Below are 19,295 nucleotides of genomic sequence, written 5' to 3'. Positions count from 1 at the left end.
CCATGTACGTCCCATCGATCTACCAGGCGGAAGACCGGGCATGGCTCCGCCGCATCGTCGAGCAGTACCCCCTCGCCACGCTGGTCACCAACGGTCCGCAGGTGCCATACGCCACGCACCTGCCGATGATCCTCAGCCCTGACGCCTCCTCAACGGACGGCGGCCGGGAGGGTGTGACGCTGCTCGGCCACATGAACCGTGCCAACGCACATTGGGACTCGCTGGCCGACGGCGCGGACGCCCAGCTGATCTTCACCGGTCCGCACGGCTATGTCACACCCGCGGTCTACGGGACGACACCGGCGGCACCGACCTGGAACTTCGTCTCGGTGCACCTCCAGGGAAAGCTGTGGCCGATCGTCGGTTTCGAGGAGACGCTCGAGGTCGTCCAGCTGACGGTCCAGGCGTACGAGAAGGACTTCGGCGACGGCTGGGAGATGGAGAGCTCGCTTGAGTACTTCCGGCGGATCGGCCCGGCTGTGGGGGCGTTCCGTTTCGAGGTGGAGTCGGCGGATGGCATGTTCAAGCTCAGCCAGGAGAAAAGCCCGGAGATCCGGCAGCGAGTCATGGACCGCTTCGGAGCGGACGACACAGGGCGTGGCAGGGAACTCGCGACCCTCATGCGCGAGTTCGACTATGCCGACCGCAAGAGCGCCTGAGGCGACGGAAGTCGTCTGCACGCCTTATCGAATCCCGAGAGTCATCCGTCCCCACCGGAGGAGCCTGCCCATGCCCGCCCCTGATGTGACCCCCGCCACGAAGCAGAACCACCGGCGCCGGGAGGCTACCCCGCGCCGTCTCCTGATGTGCCGCCCCAGCCATTACGGCGTCGTGTACTCCATCAACCCGTGGATGCACCCGGAGAAGCCCTGCGACCGCGATCTGGCACTCGCCCAGTGGGAGGAGCTGTATGAGCTCTACACGTCGCTCGGCCACAGCGTGGACGTGATCGACCCGATACCCGGGCTGCCCGACATGGTGTTCGCCGCCAATGGCGCGACGGTGGTGGACGGCAAGGTGCTCGGTGCACGTTTCCGGCACGCGGAGCGGACGGCCGAAGGGCCCGCCTACCTCTCGTGGTTCCAGGAACAGGGATTTGACGACTGCCTGTGGCCGGAGTTCATCAATGAGGGCGAGGGTGACTATCTGCTCGTCGGTCGGCGCATCCTGGCGGGTACCGGATTCCGCACCGACTTGCGGTCGCACGCCGAGGCGCAGGAGTTCTTCGGGCTCCCGGTGACCGGCCTGACCTTGGTCAACCCGCGCCACTACCACCTCGACACCGCCCTTTCGGTGCTCTCCGCCGACGAGATCATGTATTACCCGGACGCCTTCTCGCCCGGTAGCCAGTCCGTACTCAGGGAAATGTTCCCTGACGCGATCCTGGCGTCCCGCGAGGACGCATCGGTCTTCGGGCTCAATGCGTTCAGCGACGGCTACAACGTGATTCTGCCGGAGGCTGCCACGGGTCTGGCGGCGGTACTCCGGGAGCGCGGCTTCAACCCCATCGGCGTGAATCTCTCCGAACTACTCAAGGCAGGGGGAAGCGCCAAATGCTGCACCTTGGAACTGCGTTCTCCCCGAGGTTGACGCGTATCGGTGGATGGTGACGGTCGTATGTCGTTGACGGTGGGAACCAGGGGGATTCGGTGGATTCGGTAATGGATTATGACGTTGTCGTGGTGGGCGCGCGTTGCGCGGGTGCGTCGACCGCTCTGCTGCTGGCAAGGCAGGGTCGGCGAGTTCTGCTGGTCGACAAGGCGTCGTTCCCGTCGGACACCATGTCCACGCTCTACATTCACCAGCCCGGGGTCGCGAGACTCGCGCGGTGGGGGGTGCTCGACGACGTCGTGGCCTCCGGCTGCCCGCCTCTGGACACCATCAGCCATGACATTGATGGCCTCAGCCTGACCTCGGCGGTGCCGTCGGTGGACGGAGTCTCCGCCGCGTACGCGCCGAGGCGATACGTCCTCGACGACCTGCTCGTCCGGGCCGCCGTGTCAGCGGGCGCGGAATTCATGGACCGCACGCAGGTACGGGAATTGGTCTGGCGCGACGACCGGGTCGCCGGGGTTCGTCTGCGGATCGGGGACTCGACGACGACTGTGTCGGCGGGACTGGTCATCGGGGCGGATGGCATGCGCTCGAAGGTCGCTGAGCTGGTCGACGCGCCGGTCCTGCGGTCGGCCCCCCTGGCAAGTTGCGTCTATTACACCTTCTGGCGCGGTCTGCGCACTGGATTTGGATTCCACGAAAAGGTGGGGCGCTGGATCGCCCGGATTCCGACCCACGACGACCTCACGATCGTGGCCGCGTACATGCCGCAGGCCGAATTCTCGCAGGCGCGCCGCGATCCCGGGGAAGCGTACGTGGCGGCGGTCAAGTCGACCGCGCCGGAACTGTACGAACAGATGATGTCCACCGAGCGGGTCGATCGGTGGAGGGGAACGGGGGACCAGCAAAACTACTTCCGCAAGGCGCACGGGCCGGGCTGGGCACTGGTGGGGGATGCGGCTCACCATCTCGACACGATCAGCGCCCGCGGTATCACCAACGCGTTCGTTCAGGCTGATCTGATCGCCGATTCCATGTCGGGTGTGCAGGTGGAGGATGCGGCTGCCGTCGACGAGGCGACGTCGGACTTCTCGAAGACGATGGCGGACACCCTCGACGGTCCGTACCTGAGCACGCTCGAATTGGCGAACCTCAATCCGACGAAGGCGAGACGGCGCATGTTGCACGCCGTTGCCGGATCGCCCGAACTCACCTCCCGCTATTTCGCCCTGGTCTCGGGCGTCATCGGGATGCGCGAATTCATGACGGCTGACGTCGTGGACTTGTTGTAGCTCGCTGTCGACCGACCCCGCCGTTCCCGTATTCCCTCCGGCAGTATGTCCGCTGCCCGCCGTAAGTAAGGTTGAGCATTGATCCCGTTGTCTTTTGCGCAGCGTCGGTTGTGGTTCATTCATCAGCTGGAAGGGCTGTCGTCGGCGTACAACATTCCACTGGTGCTGCGGCTGACCGGTGGGCTCGATGTTCAGGCGCTGGGCGTTGCCGTCGCCGGTGTCGTGGGCCGGCACGAGAGTCTGCGGACGGTGTTCCCGGCCGTGGCCGGCGTGCCTGAACAGCGGATCCTGGACGCGGCGGAGGCCGAGTTCCGGTGGGAGGTCGTCGACGCCTCGGGGTGGGCGGCGGACGCACTGGAGGAAGCCGTCACGAAGGCGGCCCGGTACGAGTTCGACCTGGGCGCTGAAATCCCGTTCCGCGCATGGCTGTTCAGGGTGTCGGACGATGAGCACCTGCTGGTGCTCGTGATGCATCACATCGCGTCGGACGGACTGTCGCTCGCACCGCTCCTGCGGGACATCGAGCTGGCGTACAGCGCGCATGGCGCCGGGGAAGCGCCCGGCTGGGCACCGCTGCCGCTGCACTACAGCGACTACACCCTCCGGCAACGCGACACGCTCGGGGACGAGTCCGATCCCGACAGCGCGCTCAGCCGTCACCTGCGCTACTGGGAGAAGACGCTCGCCGGCTTCGAGGGACGGCTGGAGCTCCCGACGGACCGGCCCTACCCGGGGGCGGCAGATCACCGGGGCAATCGCATCCCCGTCGAGTGGCCCGCGTCGCTGCAGGAGCAGGTGCGGAAGGTGGCGAGGGAGAACCGGTCCACCGGTTTCATGGTGGTCTCGGCGGCTCTGGCGCTGCTGCTGTCCGAGCTGAGCGGCAGCCCCGACGTGGCGTTCGGGGTCCCGACAACGGGGCGGCGTGACGCCGATCTCGCCGATCTGGTGGGCTTCTTCGCCAACACGCTGGTGCTCCGGGCGGACATCTCAGGAGATATGACGGCTCGTCAACTACTGGCTCAGGTCCGGGGTCGCGTCCTGGACGCGTCGGCGCACCAGGACGCCCCGTTCGACGCGCTGGTCGACCTGATCAATCCCACTCGCTCGCAGACGCATCATCCGCTGGTCCAGGTCATGCTCGGCTGGCAGAACAACATCTCCGCGGAGCTGACGCTGCCGGGCGTACGGGCCGAGGTCGTGCCCACCACGTCCCGCGCGGCCCGAATGGACCTGACGTTCAGCCTGCGCGAGCGGCACACCGAGTCAGGCGAACCGGCGGGCATCGGAGGCGTGGTCGAGTACCGCACCGACGTGTACGACGCCGCCACGATCGAGTCGATGGTGGCCCGGCTGGAGCGGATCCTCTCCGCGATGGTCGCCGACATGGACCAGCCGGTCCTCTCGATCGACGTACTGGACGACGACGAGCGCGCGCACATCGACCTCCTGGGCAACCGTGCGGTGCTCTCGGAGCCGACTGACGGTGCGTCAATACCCGCACTCTTCGCGGCTCAGGCGGCGCGGACACCGGACGCCGTGGCAATGGTGTTCCAGAGCCGCCTGTGGACGTACCGCGAGCTGGACGAGGCATCGGCACGCCTGGCACATCTGCTGGCCGGCCGCGGGGTGGGCGCGGGGGACGCCGTCGCCCTCATGCTCCCGCGCTCCGCCGAGACCGTCGTCGCGGTCCTGGCCGTGCTGAAGCTGGGCGCGACGTACGTGCCGGTCGACGTCAAACACCCCGACGAGCGGGTGGCATTCATCCTCGGCGACGCGGCTCCGGTGGCCGTGGTGACCACTGCCCGCCTCGCACACCGGATCGACGGGTTCGACGTCACGGTGATCGACGTCGACGACCCCGGCCTGGCGGCGCAGCCGGTCGTGGCCCCGGCCCTCCCCGACGCCGACCGGATCGCCTACGTCATCTATACCTCCGGTACCACCGGCGTGCCCAAGGGCGTCGCGGTCACCCACGCGAGCGTCACGCGACTGTTCACCTCGACGGCCCCGGGGTTCGTGCCGGCCCCGGACCAGGTCTGGTCGCTGTTCCACTCGTACGCGTTCGACGTGTCGGTGTGGGAGATGTGGGGTGCGCTGCTGCACGGCGGGCGCCTCGTGGTCGTCCCCGAGGACGTGGTCCAGTCCGCCACCGACTTCCATCAGCTGCTCATCGACGAGCACGTCACCGTTCTGAGCCAGACGCCGTCGGCGTTCTACGCGCTGCAGGCGGCTGACATGCGGCAGCAGTCCGGGCCCCGGCTGGACGCCCTGGAGGCCGTGGTCTTCGCGGGCGAGGCCCTGGAGCCGTCCAAACTGCGGGCGTGGCTTGAGCAGCGCGAGACCTGGCCGCACCTGATCAACATGTACGGCACGACGGAGACGACCGTCCACGCGTCCTTCCGCAGCATCGTCGCCCCGGATCTCGACAGCCATGTCAGCCCCGTGGGCGTCCCCCTCGCCGACCTGGCCTTCTTCGTTCTGGACGCGGGGCTGTGCCGGGTACCGGTGGGCGTGGTCGGTGAGCTGTACGTGGCGGGCCCCGGTGTCGGCCTCGGCTATCTGGGCCGTGGCGGTCTGACGGCGTCGCGGTTCGTGGCGTGCCCGTTCGGTCCGGCGGGTTCGCGGATGTACCGCACCGGTGACCTGGTGCGGTGGAACCGCGCGGGCGAGCTGGAGTACGTGGGCCGCTCGGACGACCAGGTGAAGATCCGTGGTTTCCGGGTGGAACTCGGTGAGGTCGAGGCTGCTCTGGCCGGTGTCGCGGGCGTGGAGCGGGCCGCGGTGGTGGTGCGGTCGTCCGATGCCGGCAAGCAGCTGGTTGGCTACGTGGTGCCTGCCGACGCCACGGCGGGCGTGGACGGCGCGATGGTGCGCGGTGAGGTGGCCGGGCACCTGCCGGAGTACATGGTCCCCGCGGTGGTCATGGTCGTTGACGACCTGCGGCTGACGGTCAACGGCAAGCTGGACAAGCGGGCCCTGCCGGAGCCGGAGTTCACCGGCGGGGCATACCGGGCGCCGTCGTCGCCGGTGGAGGAGATCCTGGCCGGGATCTTCGCTCGCGTGCTGGGCCTGCCGCAGGTCGGGGTGGACGACGCGTTCTTCGACCTCGGCGGCAATTCGCTGTCGGCGATGCGGGTGATTGCTGCCGTGCGGGAGTCCTTCGACTCCGAGATTGGTGTCCGGGCGCTGTGGGAGGCCCCGTCGGTGTCCGAGCTCGCCCGGCTGGTGGGCGGCTCGCCCGATGGCGGTGCGGCGTGGGTTCCGGCGGTGCGTCCGGAGCGGTTGCCGTTGTCGTTCGCGCAGCGCCGACTGTGGTTCATCCACCAGTTGGAGGGGTTGTCGTCGACGTACAACATCCCCCTGGTGTCGCGGGTGACCGGCGAGCTGGACGTCCCGGCACTGCGCGCGGCGATCGCCGATGTCGTGGGGCGGCACGAGAGCCTGCGGACGGTCTTCCCGGCGGTGGACGGCGTGCCGGAGCAGCGTGTCCTGGACGCGCCGGAGGCGGACTTCGGCTGGGACGTCGTCGACGCCAGTGCGTGGACGGAGGCCCGGATCACCGACGCCGTCGGTGAACGGGGCCGGTACGCCTTCGACCTGGCCGCCGACGTGCCTTTCCGCGCGACGCTCTTCGCGGTGTCGCGCACCGAGCACCGACTGGTGCTGGTCATGCACCACATCGCGGTCGACGGCTGGTCGCTGGCACCGCTGCTGCGCGACCTCTGGACCGCGTACGGAGAGCGCACCGCGGGCCACGCGCCTTCTTGGTCGCCGCTGCCCGTCCAGTACGCCGACTACACGCTCCGGCAGCACGCGCTGCTGGGCGACGAAGCGGACGCGAACAGTGTGCTCGGCCGACAGATGCAGTACTGGGAGCGGGCGCTGGAGGAGCTGCCCAGCAGGCTGGAACTCCCCACGGACCGGCCGTATCCGGCAGAGGCCGACCAGCACGGCGGCCGCATCATCGTCGAGTTGCCGGCGGACTTCCACGCGCTGGTGCAGCGAGTTGCCCGGGAACGCAATGCCACGACGTTCATGGTGATGTCGACGGCGCTGTCGGTGCTCCTGTCCCGGTTGAGCGGCAGCGCGGATGTGGCGTTCGGTGTGCCGACGGCGGGACGGGGACGGACCGAGCTCGACGACATGGTCGGGTTCTTCGTCAACACCCTGGTGCTGCGCACCCACGTCTCGGGTGAGCAGAGTTTCGGTGAGCTGCTCGGGCAGGTGCGGGAGCGCAGCGTCGACGCGTTCGCGCATCAGGACGTGCCCTTTGACGCGCTCGTGGAGCGGCTCAACCCGGTCCGTACGCAGGCCCATCACCCGCTGGTCCAGGTGCTGTTCGGCTGGCAGACCGACGCGGACTTCGACATCTCGGTGCCGGGGCTCGACATGGAGACGGTCTCGGTCGACATCGGCGCCGCCCGGATGGACCTCGCGTTCAGCCTGCGTGAACGGTTCACGGACAACGGCCGGCCCGGAGGGATCAGCGGGATCGTCGAGTACCGCACCGACATCTTCGACGCCGTGACCGTGGAACGCATGACGGCACGCTGGCAGCGGCTGCTGACCGCCATGGCAGGGGAGCCGGACCGTCCGCTGGCGTCGCTCGACGTGTTGGACGAGGGGGAGAAGGCGCAGCTGGACGTGCTGGGCAATCGGGCGGTGCTTGCGGAGCCGTTCGACGCCGTGTCGGTGCCGGAACTGTTCGCCCGGCAGGTGTCGCGGACACCGGACGCCGTGGCGGTGGTGTTCGAGGGCCGGTCCTGGACGTACCGGGAGCTGGACGACGAATCGTCAAGGCTGGCGCACCTGCTGGCCGGGCGCGGCGCGGGCGCCGGGGACACGGTGGCGCTGTTGCTGCCGCGTTCGGAACACACCGTTACCTCCGTGCTCGCGGTGTTGAAGCTCGGCGCCGCCTATGTGCCGATCGACGTGAACCATCCGGACGAGCGCGTGGCGTTCGTGCTGGAGGACGCCGCGCCGGTCGCGGTCGTCACCACCCGGGAGCTCGCGGACCGGATCGATGCGGACCGCGTGACGGTCGTGGACGTCGAGGACCCGGCCGTCGCCCGGCAGCCCACCGCCGCCCTGCCCTACCCCGCAGTGGACCAGGCCGCCTACGTCATCTACACCTCGGGAACGACCGGCACTCCCAAGGGCGTCGCGGTCACCCACCGCGGCATCGCGGACCTGATCGTCACGCATGTGCAGCGGCTGGCCGCGTCCGGCGCCCCCGGCACCGCTTCCCCGGAGCCACACGACCAGGTGTGGACGCTGTTCCATTCCTACGCGTTCGACTTCGCGGTGTGGGAGATGTGCGGCGCGCTCCTGCACGGCGGGCGTCTGGTCGTGGTCCCCGAGGAGGTCGTGTACTCGCCCTTCGACTTCCGCGACCTGCTCGTCGCCGAACAGGTGACGGTGCTGACACAGACGCCGTCCGCGCTGGCACGTCTGTCCCCCGAGGGACTCACGTCGATCGCGGTGCTCCTGGTCGGTGGCGAGGCGTGCCCGGCCGAGCTGACCGACCGCTGGGCTCCCGGGCGGGCGATGATCAACGCCTACGGCCCGACGGAGTGCACCGTCTACGCGTCGATGAGCAAACCGCTGGCCGCCGACGGGGTCGTACCGATCGGCGCCGCCGGTTCGGGCACCGCACTGTTCGTTCTGGACAGCGGGCTGCGCCGGGTGCCGGTGGGCGTCGCCGGTGAGTTGTACGTCGCCGGGCGGGGTGTGGCGCGCGGCTATGTGCGTCGGCCGGGTCTGACGGCGTCCCGGTTCGTGGCCAACCCGTTCGGTCCGGCGGGTTCGCGGATGTACCGCACCGGTGACCTGGTGCGCTGGAACCGCGACGGTGAACTGGAGTACGTCGGGCGTGCCGACGACCAGGTGAAGATCCGTGGGTACCGGGTCGAGACCGGTGAGATCGAGTCGGTACTGCGGGCAGCCCCCGGAGTGGGGCAGGCAGCGGTCGTCGTCCGCGAAGACCGGCCGGGACTCAAGCAGCTGGTCGGCTATGTCGTCGCCGAAGCCGACGGAGCCGGCGAGCTGGACGGTGCCCGGCTGCGCCGCCTGACGGGCGAGTGGCTGCCCGAGTACATGGTGCCGGCGGCGGTCGTGGTGGTGGCCGCGCTGCCCATGACGGGCAATGGAAAACTGGACAGGAGCGCCCTGCCGGCGCCCGAACACGGCGACACGGAGGGCTACCGGGCCCCGGCCACCGAGGTCGAGGAGAGCCTGGCAGCCATCTACGCGCGCGTGCTCGGCGTCGAACGGGTCAGTGTCGGCGACTCCTTCTTCGACCTCGGCGGCGACAGCATCACCTCCATGCAGGTGGTCTCCCGGGCCAGGGAAGCCGGACTGCACTGCAAGCCCCGCGACATCCTGGTCGAGCAGACCGTGGCGCGCCTGGCCCGCGTACTCCAGCTGTCGGGCCCGGACGAGCTGCGCCTGGGACCGGACGACGACACCGGCCCCGTCACGGCCACGCCGATCATCCGATGGCTCGACTCCCTGGAGGCGTCGACGGGCGAGTTCAACCAGACCATGCTGTTCCAGGCGCCGTCGCGGGCAGAGCACCGCGATGTGGTCGCGCTCCTGCAGGCGCTGTTCGACCGCCACGCGATGCTCCGGCTGCGGATGGACGACGTCCCGCGGGGTGAACCGGCGAACCTTGTGGTCCCGCCCGCGGGCTCGGTCGACGCCGCCGACTGCGTCACCGTCGTTGAGGAGCTGACCGACGCCTCGTTCACCGCCGCGTTGCGCGGACTCGACCCGCACCGCGGAGCCATGGTGCACGCCGTCTGGGCCGCCCACTCCCGTCAACTGCTGCTGGTCGTCCACCACTTGGCGATCGACGCCGTCTCCTGGGGGATCATCCAGCGGGACATCGCGGCGGGCTGGCGTCACCTCACCGAGGGCCGGGACATCGCGCTGGACAGCAGCGGCACCTCGTTCCGGCGCTGGGCCACGACGCTGGCGGAGTACGCCACCGCCCCGGAGGTCACCGACCAGCTGACGAGCTGGCAGCGCATCGAAACGGCCGCAGCCCTGCTGCCCGCGCCGCAGCCGGACGCCGACACCTGGCCGGGCGTGGAGCAGTTGTCGGTCTCGGTCGATGCCGCGCTGACGGACGTACTGGTGACCGAGGCGACCGCGGCCCTGCACATCAACGTCCAGGAGCTGCTGCTCATCGCGCTCGGCGCGGCCCTGGCCCAGCAGCACCAGCACTTCGGCACCCCCTTCCGTATCGATGTGGAAGGCCACGGGCGCCGCGACGAGGTCGGCGCCGGGACCGATCTGACCAACACGGTTGGATGGTTCACCGCGAAGTACCCGGTCGCACTGTCCGCGGCGCCGCTGGACAGGGACACGGTCCTGGCCGGCGCCCCGGCTCTCGGCGCGTGGCTCAAGGACGCCAAGGAACAGCTGCGTGCCGTCCCGGACGGGATCACCTACGGCCTGCTCAAGTACCTCAATGACGGTGCGGACCTGCCCGGTGCGGATCCCGCGGTCGGCTTCAACTACCTGGGCCGCCGCGGCGTGCCGCAGGCCGGTGAGCACCCCGGCGACTGGCGGATCCTCGGACCGCTCGAAGCGCCGGACGCCCGGCGCTTCGGCTCCCGGTCGATGCTGCTGCCCCACACGGTCGACATCAACGCGGCCGTGGTCGGCAACGGTGCGCAGGCGGAGCTCCACGCGACCTGGAGCTGGGCCGGCGCGCGCGTCGACCGCTCCTACATCACCGAGCTGCACGCGCGCTGGCACGACGTTCTCGTCGGGATCGCCGCGTACGTGAAGAGCGGCGGCGGTGGACTCACACCCTCCGACGTGCTGCCCGCGGCCGTCACCCAGCAGCAGCTGGACCGCCTCGCACAGACCGTGGAACCGGCCGACCTGCTCCCGCTGACTCCGCTCCAGACCGGCCTGCTCTTCCACCGCCGTTCCGACAGTGCCGAGCCCACCGAGCTGTACACCGTGCAGCTGGGCATCGAGATCACCGGTGCGCTGGACGTGGCCCGCCTGCGCGAGGCCGTAAGCGCCGTAATCGCACGCCACCCCAACCTGGTGGCCCGGTTCGTCTCCGATCGACTCACCGAGCCGGTGCAGATCATTCCGAAGCGGCCGGACGTGCCGTGGACCGTGATCGGCAGCGACAGCAGCGACGGTGACGGTGGCAGTGAAGAACAAGTGCTGCTCGACGCCGAGTTGGCCGCCTGCAGCAACCTCACGGACGAGGCACCCCTGCGCATCCTGATCCGCGAGACGGGACCGGACCGGCACAGGCTGGTGCTCTCCGTCCACCACATCGTCGTGGACGGCTGGTCGATCCAGATCCTGCTCCGCGAGATCTTCGCCGTCTACCGCCGGGAGCCCCTGGCACCCGCCCCCGCCTTCCGCAGCTATGTCGAGTGGCTGTCCGCACAGGACTGGAGCGCCGCGCGACGGCACTGGCAGGATCTGCTGGCGGGCCTGGAGACGCCGACCCTGGTCGACCCGGTCAACCGCTCCGGCCCTGCCGCGCGGGCCCTGCTGCGAGCCGACCTCCCGGCCGGCGTCACCCGCGCCGTAGAGCGGCTGGCGCGCGCGCAGAACACGACCGTGAACATCGTGCTTCAGGCTGCCTGGGCGCGGCTGCTCGGTGCGTTGACCGGCGGCCAGGACATCGTCTTCGGCACCACGGTCTCGGGCCGTCCGGCCGATCTGCCCGGCAGCGAGTCGGCCGTGGGCATGTTCATCAACACGGTCCCGGTGCGCGCCAGGACGACCGCCGCGACGACCGCGGCCGAGCTGATCGGCGCCCTGCGTGACGCCCATCACGACGGTATGGACCACCAGTTCATGGCGCTGGCCGACATCCAGCGCGCCGCGGGCCACCAGCAGCTCTTCGACGCGATCTTCGTGTACGAGAACTACCCGCTGAAGGCGTCCGGCGGCCGACTCGACAGCGACGAGCTGGGTATCCGGATTACTTCGAGCCGTGAGTTCACGCACTACCCGATCGCCCTGCAGGCGTGGCCCGGCCGACAGCTGAGGCTCCGCCTGGAGTACCGCACCGACGTCTTCGACGAGCGGACGGCCGGGCGGATCCTGGCCTGGCTGGAGACGCTGGTCACCGCCATGGCCGCCGACGCAGACCGCCCGCTCGCGACGATCGACGTGCTCGACGACGACGAGCTGGCGCAGCTGGACGTACTGGGAAACCGGCCGGTGCTGTCGGAGCGGAGCGCCGCGCTGCCGGAGCCGGCCGCCGACCCCTCGGTCCCTCAGCTCTTCGCCGAGCAGGTGCGGCAGCGCCCGGACGACGTGGCGCTGGTGTTCGAGGGGAGGTCGTGGACGTACCGGGAGCTGGACGAGGCGTCGACGAAGCTGGCGCACCTGCTGGCCGGCCGCGGCGTGGGCGCGGGCGATGTCGTCGCGTTGCTGCTGCCGCGCTCGGAACACACCGTGACGGTCGTTCTGGCGGTACTGAAGCTGGGCGCCGCCTATCTGCCCATTGACGTGAACACTCCCGACGAACGACTGGCGTTCGTCCTTCGGGACGCCGGGCCGGCGGCGGTCGTGACAGCGGCGACGCTGGCGGAGCGGCTGCGCGGACACGACGTCACGGTGGTGGACGTCGCGGAACCGACGCAGGGCAACCAGCCGGCTGGCGGCCAACCGGTCGTCGGCGCCTTCCCGGCCCCCGACGCCGACCGGATCGCCTACCTTATCTACACCTCCGGAACCACCGGCACCCCTAAGGGGGTTGCCGTCACCCATGCCAACGTGACGCAGCTGTTCACCACGTCCGCACGGACGTCTGAGCTGGCGCCCGGACAGGTGTGGTCGCTGTTCCACTCCTATGTGTTCGACGTGTCGGTGTGGGAGATGTGGGGCGCCCTGCTGCACGGCGGCCGCCTGATCATCGCCTCCGAGGACGCCGTCCACTCCGCCACCGACTTCCACGAGCTGCTCGTGAAGGAGCGCGTCACGGTCCTGACCCAGACGCCCTCCGCCCTGGGCCGGTTGTCGCCCCAGGGGCTCGACACGGTGCGGACGATCTTCGTGGGAGGCGAGGCTTGCCCGGCCGAGCTAGTCGACCGCTGGGCCCCCGGCCGCGAGATGATCAACGCCTACGGCCCGACCGAAGGCACCGTCTACGCCGCTATGAGCGCACCCATGCGGCCCGGCAACGGCGCCCCCATTGGCTCCCCGGTACCGGGCGACGCGCTGTTCGTGCTGGACGCGGGGTTGCGCCGGGTGCCGATGGGCGTCGTCGGCGAGCTGTACATCGCCGGGCGGGGTGTGGCGCGCGGCTATGTGCGCCGGCCCGGTCTGACGGCGTCCCGGTTCGTGGCGTGCCCGTTCGGTCCGGCGGGTTCGCGGATGTACCGCACCGGTGACCTGGTGCGCTGGAACGGCGACGGTGAACTGGAATACCTCGGGCGCTCCGACGACCAGGTCAAGATCCGTGGCTTCCGGGTCGAGCTGGGCGAGGTCGAGGCCGCGCTGGCCGCCGTGGCCGGGGTGCAGCACGCCGTCGTGGTGGCGCGGGACACCAATGCCGGCAAGCAGGTGGTGGGCTATGTCGTGCCCGCCGATCCCGACGTGCGCGTGGACGGCGCGACGGCAAGGGCCGAGGTAGCCGCGCGGCTGCCGGAGTACATGGTCCCGGCCGTCGTGGTGGTCATCGACGAGCTGCCGCTCACCGTCAACGGCAAGCTGGACAAGCGGACCCTGCCCGAGCCGGAGTTCTCCGGCGGCGTGCACCGCGCACCGTCCTCGCCGGTGGAGGAGATCCTCGCGGGGATCTTCGCCCGGGTTCTCGATCTGCCGCGGGTCGGCGCTGACGACTCCTTCTTCGACCTGGGCGGCAACTCGCTGTCCGCGATGCGGGTCGTCGCGGCCGTACGGGAATCCTTCGACTGCGAGATCGGCGTGCGCGCCCTGATGGACGCGTCGTCGGTGGCCGGCCTGGCCCGTCTGGTGGGTGCGCCCTCGGGCGACGGCCGGACCTGGGAGCCGGTCGTGCGCCCGGAGCGGCTGCCGCTGTCGTTCGCGCAGCGCCGCCTGTGGTTCATCCACCAGTTGGAGGGGCTGTCGGCTACCTACAACATCCCGCTGGTGCTGCGGCTCACCGGCTCGCTCGACGCCGCGGCGCTGGCCGCGGCGGTCACCGACGTCGTGGCCCGGCACGAGAGCCTGCGCACGGTGTTCCCGGCCGTGGACGGCGTGGCCGAACAGTGCGTCCTCGACGCCTCCCAGGCGGACTTCACCTGTGACGTCTGTGACGCCACGGGCTGGACCGAGCAGCGGCTGGACGACGAGGTTGGCACGGTCACCCGCCACGCCTTCGACCTGGCCGTCGAGATCCCCTTCCGTGCGCGGCTCTTCAAGGTCTCCGCCACGGAACACCGGCTCGCCCTGGTGGTGCACCACATCGCGGGCGACGGATCGTCCCTGGCACCACTGGTCGGTGACCTGCTCACCGCGTACCGGGCCCGCAGCGCGGAAGCGGAGCCGGCCTGGGAGCCGCTGCCGGTGCAGTACGCCGACTTCACGCTGTGGCAGCACGAACTCCTCGGCGACGAAGCCGATCCCGACACCCGGCTGGGCCGCCAGACGGCCTTCTGGGAGCGGGAGCTTGCCGGGTTCGAGGGGCTGCTGGAACTGCCGACCGACCGGCCCTACCCGGCGGTCGCCGACCACCGGGGCGGTCAGGTCCTCGTCGAGTGGCCCGCGGAACTGCAGGAACTCGTCGCGCGCAGGGCGCGGGAGCACAACGCGACGACGTTCATGGTGATGTCAGCGGCGCTGTCGGTTCTCCTGTCGCGGCTGAGCGGCAGCGCGGATGTGGCGTTCGGCGTGCCGACGGCGGGACGGGGGCGGACCGAGTTCGACGACATGGTCGGCTTCTTCGTCAACACCCTGGTGCTGCGCACCCAGGTGTCGGGCGAGATGAGCTTCGCCGACCTGCTCGGGCATGTGCGGGAGCGCAGCCTGGACGCCTTCGCCAACCAGGACGTGCCCTTCGACGCGTTGGTGGACCGCCTCAATCCAGTCCGCACCCAGGCCCACCACCCCCTGATCCAGGTCCTGTTCGCCTGGCAGAACGTCACCCTGCCCGACCTGTCCCTGCCCGGCCTCGACATCTCCCCGCTGCGCGCGGACACCCTGACCGCTCGCATGGACCTGACCTTCAGCCTCCGTGAGCGGCTCGACGGATCCGGCCGCCCCGCGGGCATCGGCGGCGTGGTCGAGTACCGCACCGACGTCTACGACGCCGGGACCGTCGAACGCCTCGTGGGCCGCTGGCAGCGGTTGCTCATGACGCTGCTCGCCGACGCGGACCGCCCGGTCCTGTCGGTCGACCTGCTGGACGAGCGGGAGCTGGAACAGCTCGACGTCCTGGGGCAGCGTTCGGTACTGGGTGAACCGGCCGCCGACCCCTCGATCCCTCAGCTCTTCGCCGAGCAGGTGCGACAGCGGCCAGGCGACGTGGCGCTGGTGTTCGAGGGGAGGTCGTGGACGTACCGGGAGCTGGACGAGGCGTCGACGAAGCTGGCGCACCTGCTGGCCGGCCGCAGCGTGGGTACGGGCGACGTCGTCGCGTTGCTCCTGCCGCGCTCGGAACACACCGTGACCGCGATCCTGGCGCTGCTGAAGCTGGGCGCCACATACGTGCCGATCGACGTCAAACACCCCGACGAGCGCGTGCGGTTCGTCCTCGACGACGCCACGCCCGCCGCCGTCCTGACCACGGCCTGCCTGGCCCATCGCGCCGAAGCGTGCGGCGTGCCGGTCGTGGACGTCGAGGACCCCGAAGGGGCCGCACAGCCGACCGAGGCGCTGCCGCTGCCGGATGCCCGCCTGCTCGCCTACATCACCTACACCTCAGGAACGACGGGCATTCCCAAGGGCGTCGGCATCACCCAGGCCAACGTCACCCAGATGTACGCCCCCTCGGAACGGTCCTTCAAGCCCACCCCGGACCAGGTGTGGTCGCTGTTCCACTCCTATGTGTTCGACGTGTCGGTGTGGGAGATGTGGGGCGCCCTGCTGCATGGCGGCCGCCTTGTCGTCGTCCCCGAGCGCGCAGTGCACTCCGCCGACGACTTCCACCGGCTGCTCGTCGACGAGCAGGTCACCACGGTCAACCAGACCCCGTCGGCGCTCGAAATGCTCTCGCCAGAGGGGCTGGACCGGGTGCACACCGTGTTCGTGGGCGGTGAGGCATGCTCCGCCGCGCTGGTCGAGCGCTGGGCCCCCGGCCGATCGATGATCAACGGGTACGGGGAGACGGAGACGTTCTACGCCTCCATGAGCGGGCCCATGAAGCCCGGCACGGGAGCAGCCCCGATCGGTACGCCGGTACCGGGCGACGCGCTGTTCGTGCTGGACGCGGGCCTGCGGCGGGTACCGGTCGGTGTGGTCGGCGAGCTGTACGTGGCGGGCCGCAGCGTCGGCCGGGGCTATGTGCGCCGGCCGGGTCTGACGGCGTCGCGGTTCGTGGCGTGCCCGTTCGGTCCGGCGGGTTCGCGGATGTACCGCACCGGTGACCTGGTGCGCTGGAACGGCGACGGTGAGCTGGAGTTCGTCGGGCGCTCGGACGATCAGGTCAAGATCCGCGGCTTCCGGGTCGAGCTGGGCGAGGTGGAAGCCGCCCTGGCGGCAGTGGCCGGGGTGGAGCGTGCGGTGGTGACTGTGAGGGCCACCGACTCAGGCAAGCAACTCGTGGGCTATGTCGTGCCCGCCGACCCGGCCGCGCGGGTCGACGGCGGCGCGGTGCGCGGGGAGATCGCCGTGCGGTTGCCCGAATACATGGTCCCGGCCGCGGTCATGGTCATCGACGAGCTGCCCCTGACCGTCAACGGCAAGCTGGACAAGCGGGCGTTGCCGGATCCGGAGTTCACCGGTGGTGTCTTCCGGGCGCCGTCGTCGCCGGTGGAGGAGATCCTCGCGGGGATCTTCGCCCGGGTTCTGGAGGTGCCGCGGGTCGGCGTCGACGACTCCTTCTTCGACCTGGGCGGCAACTCGCTGTCCGCGATGCGGGTCGTCGCGGCCGTACGGGAATCCTTCGATTCCGAGATCGGCGTGCGCGCCCTGATGGAAGCGCCGACCGTGCGAGGCCTCAGCAGGCAGCTCTACAGCTGGTCCGCGTCGGACGAGATGCCCCAGGTCGTGAAGTTGCGCCAGGGCACGGGGAGGCCGCTCTTCTGCATCCACCCCGGCGGTGGCGTCAGCTGGGCCTACCGGGCGCTGGGAAGTGCCGTGCGGCGCCCGATCATCGGCATCCAGCAGACCCTCGACGACGGCGAACGCCCGCGCACGGTCCGCGAGATGGCTGAGCACTACGCCGACCTGGTGCAGTCCGTCCAACCCGACGGTCCCTACGACCTGCTCGGCTGGTCCTTCGGCGGTGTCGTAGCGCACCAGTTGGCCACGGTGCTGGAGCGCAGGGGAGCGCGGGTGCGGCGACTGGTGCTGCTGGACGCGGCCCTGGTGGAATCCGGCACGACCCGCTCACCGGACGAGGAATTCGACGAGATCGACGTGTTGCGGTACTTCGTCTCCAAGAACGTCGACCTGCCCGCGCCGCCCGAACTGACCACTCAGGAAGAGCTGGTGGAATGGATTGAAAGTCATTCCTCCCTCGGCGCGGCCATTCCGCCGGCCTGGATGATCAGCCATGTCGTGCACAACCTCCGATTCAACTCGGAGCTCTGGCACGGCCATACACCGGACGTGTTCAGCGGCGCTGCCGTGGTGTTCCAGGCTGTGGGGAAGGAACTCGATCCGGGTTACTCACGTGACTGGACGCGCCATGTCGCCGGTCCGGTCACCGAGATCACGGTGGAATGCGAACACAACGACATATTGAGTCCCGACGTGTTGGACACCTATGGCGACCGACTGCACGCAGAACTGGAAGGTGGCGATGATGACCAAACCTGGTGAGTTTCCCTATGAGGCCGGAATTCATCCCAAGGGATATACGTCCCGGCCGTGGACGATCAGGCAGTTGGCCGGTCTCGGCGACGGAATGGACACCAACAAGCGGTTCCACTACCTCCTCGACCGCGGAGAGACGGGGCTCTCACTCGCCTTCGACCTGCCCACGCAGCTGGGTCTCGACCCGGACGACCCGACGGCCGTGGGCGAGGTCGGCCGCGCCGGGGTCTCGGTGGCCACCGTCGACGACCTGGCCGCGGTGTTCGACGGGATTCCGCTGGACCAGGTGTCGGTCTCGTTCACCATCAACGCGACCGCGCCGATGATCCTCGCCCTGTGGGTCGTGGTCGCCGAGGAATCGGGCGTCGACCCCGCGCTGCTGCGCGGCACGCTGCAGAACGAGATGCTCAAGGAACACGCCGCCCGCAAGGCGTTCGTGTTCGACCTGGACGACAGCTTCCGTTTCTCGCTGGACGTCATCGAGTACTGCGTACGCCACCTGCCCAAGGTCAACCCCGTGTCGATCTCGGGCGGGCACGCCCGCGAGGCCGGTGCGAGCCGGCCCATGGAGGTGGCGCTCGGCATCGCCGACGCGGAGACGTACCTCCAGGGCATGCTGGAGCGCGGATTCACCGTCGACGAGGTCGCGCCGCGACTCAGCTTCATCTTCGGCACGCACATGGAGGTCCTCGCCGAGGCGGCGAAGTTCCGGGTGCTGCGCAGGATGTACGCCACCCGCATGGTGGACCTCTTCGGCGCCGCCAACGAGAAGTCGACCCGCATGCGCATCCAGGTCAACACCTTCGGCTCCGCCCTGGCCGCCAGCGAACCGCTCAACAACATCGCGCGCACGACTGTCCAGGCCATGGCGGCAGTCCTCGGCGGGGTCCAGTCACTGCACGTGTGCGGCTTCGATGAAGCCGCACAGACCCCGGGGCAGCTGTCGGCGCGCGTCGCGCTGCGGGTCCAGCAGATCCTCCTGAAGGAAACCGATCTGGCCCGGTACGTCGACCCGCTCGGCGGCTCCGAGGTGATATCTCGTATCGCCGACGAGATCGAGGCGGAGGCCAAGGGCTGGCTCGACGACATCGAGGCCCGCGGCGGACTGCTGAGCTGTCTGCGCAGCGGCTGGCTGGAGTCGCGCATCGACGACATGGCCTACTCCAGTGGCGGCCCCACGGTCGGCGTCGTCGACGCCGAGCAGTCCGAGGAAGAGGACTGGCTCACCGAACGGCAACTGCGGTCCGGTGTCGTTCCGGGACGCCGCCGCCCCTTCGAGCGCAAGAACTGCGACGCGGAGCTGCGCGCCCTCACCGAGGACGTCGTGGCGGGCCGCAACGTCATGGAGTCGATGATCGCGGCAGCGCGGGCGCGAGCCAGCATCGGCCAGATGCAACGCGCCGTCGCGGCGGGACTGGACGCGCAGGCGCCGCCTGCCTGACCGGCGCAGCGGCACAAGTTTTCCCTTCGGGCCCGCACACCCGCACGCGGACGTACCGGCGCCCGACACCCGAGTGG

The 19,295-nt window shown here is 69.8% G+C and carries 5 protein-coding genes; all 5 read left to right on the top strand.

Going from position 1 to position 19,295, the window contains the following annotated elements:
- The first annotated feature begins 2 nt into the window (after positions 1–2).
- Positions 3–659, top strand: coding sequence for an FMN-binding negative transcriptional regulator (locus tag ACSHXC_RS06350; RefSeq protein WP_438296459.1), 657 nt, complete (start codon positions 3–5; stop codon positions 657–659).
- A 70-nt stretch (positions 660–729) separates the two neighbouring features.
- Positions 730–1,590: a dimethylargininase gene (ddaH, locus tag ACSHXC_RS06345; protein WP_438290614.1), complete on the top strand. Its 861-nt coding sequence runs from the start codon at positions 730–732 to the stop codon at positions 1,588–1,590.
- A gap of 71 nt (positions 1,591–1,661) precedes the next feature.
- Positions 1,662–2,846, top strand: coding sequence for an FAD-dependent oxidoreductase (locus ACSHXC_RS06340; protein ID WP_438290613.1), 1,185 nt, complete (start codon positions 1,662–1,664; stop codon positions 2,844–2,846).
- Positions 2,847–2,924: 78 nt separating this feature from the next.
- Complete coding sequence (locus ACSHXC_RS06335) at positions 2,925–17,783, top strand: amino acid adenylation domain-containing protein (RefSeq protein ID WP_438290612.1); 14,859 nt, start codon at positions 2,925–2,927, stop codon at positions 17,781–17,783.
- Positions 17,767–19,218, top strand: coding sequence for a methylmalonyl-CoA mutase family protein (locus ACSHXC_RS06330; RefSeq protein WP_438290611.1), 1,452 nt, complete (start codon positions 17,767–17,769; stop codon positions 19,216–19,218). The genes ACSHXC_RS06335 and ACSHXC_RS06330 overlap by 17 nt, the downstream gene beginning before the upstream one ends.
- Positions 19,219–19,295: the final 77 nt, after the last annotated feature.

Origin of the sequence: Streptomyces sp. HUAS TT7, from assembly GCF_051550175.1 — a bacterium.
Classification (GTDB): domain Bacteria; phylum Actinomycetota; class Actinomycetes; order Streptomycetales; family Streptomycetaceae; genus Streptomyces.
Note: the sequence above shows the minus strand (reverse complement) of the source record. Positions and strands in the feature narration are given on the sequence as shown.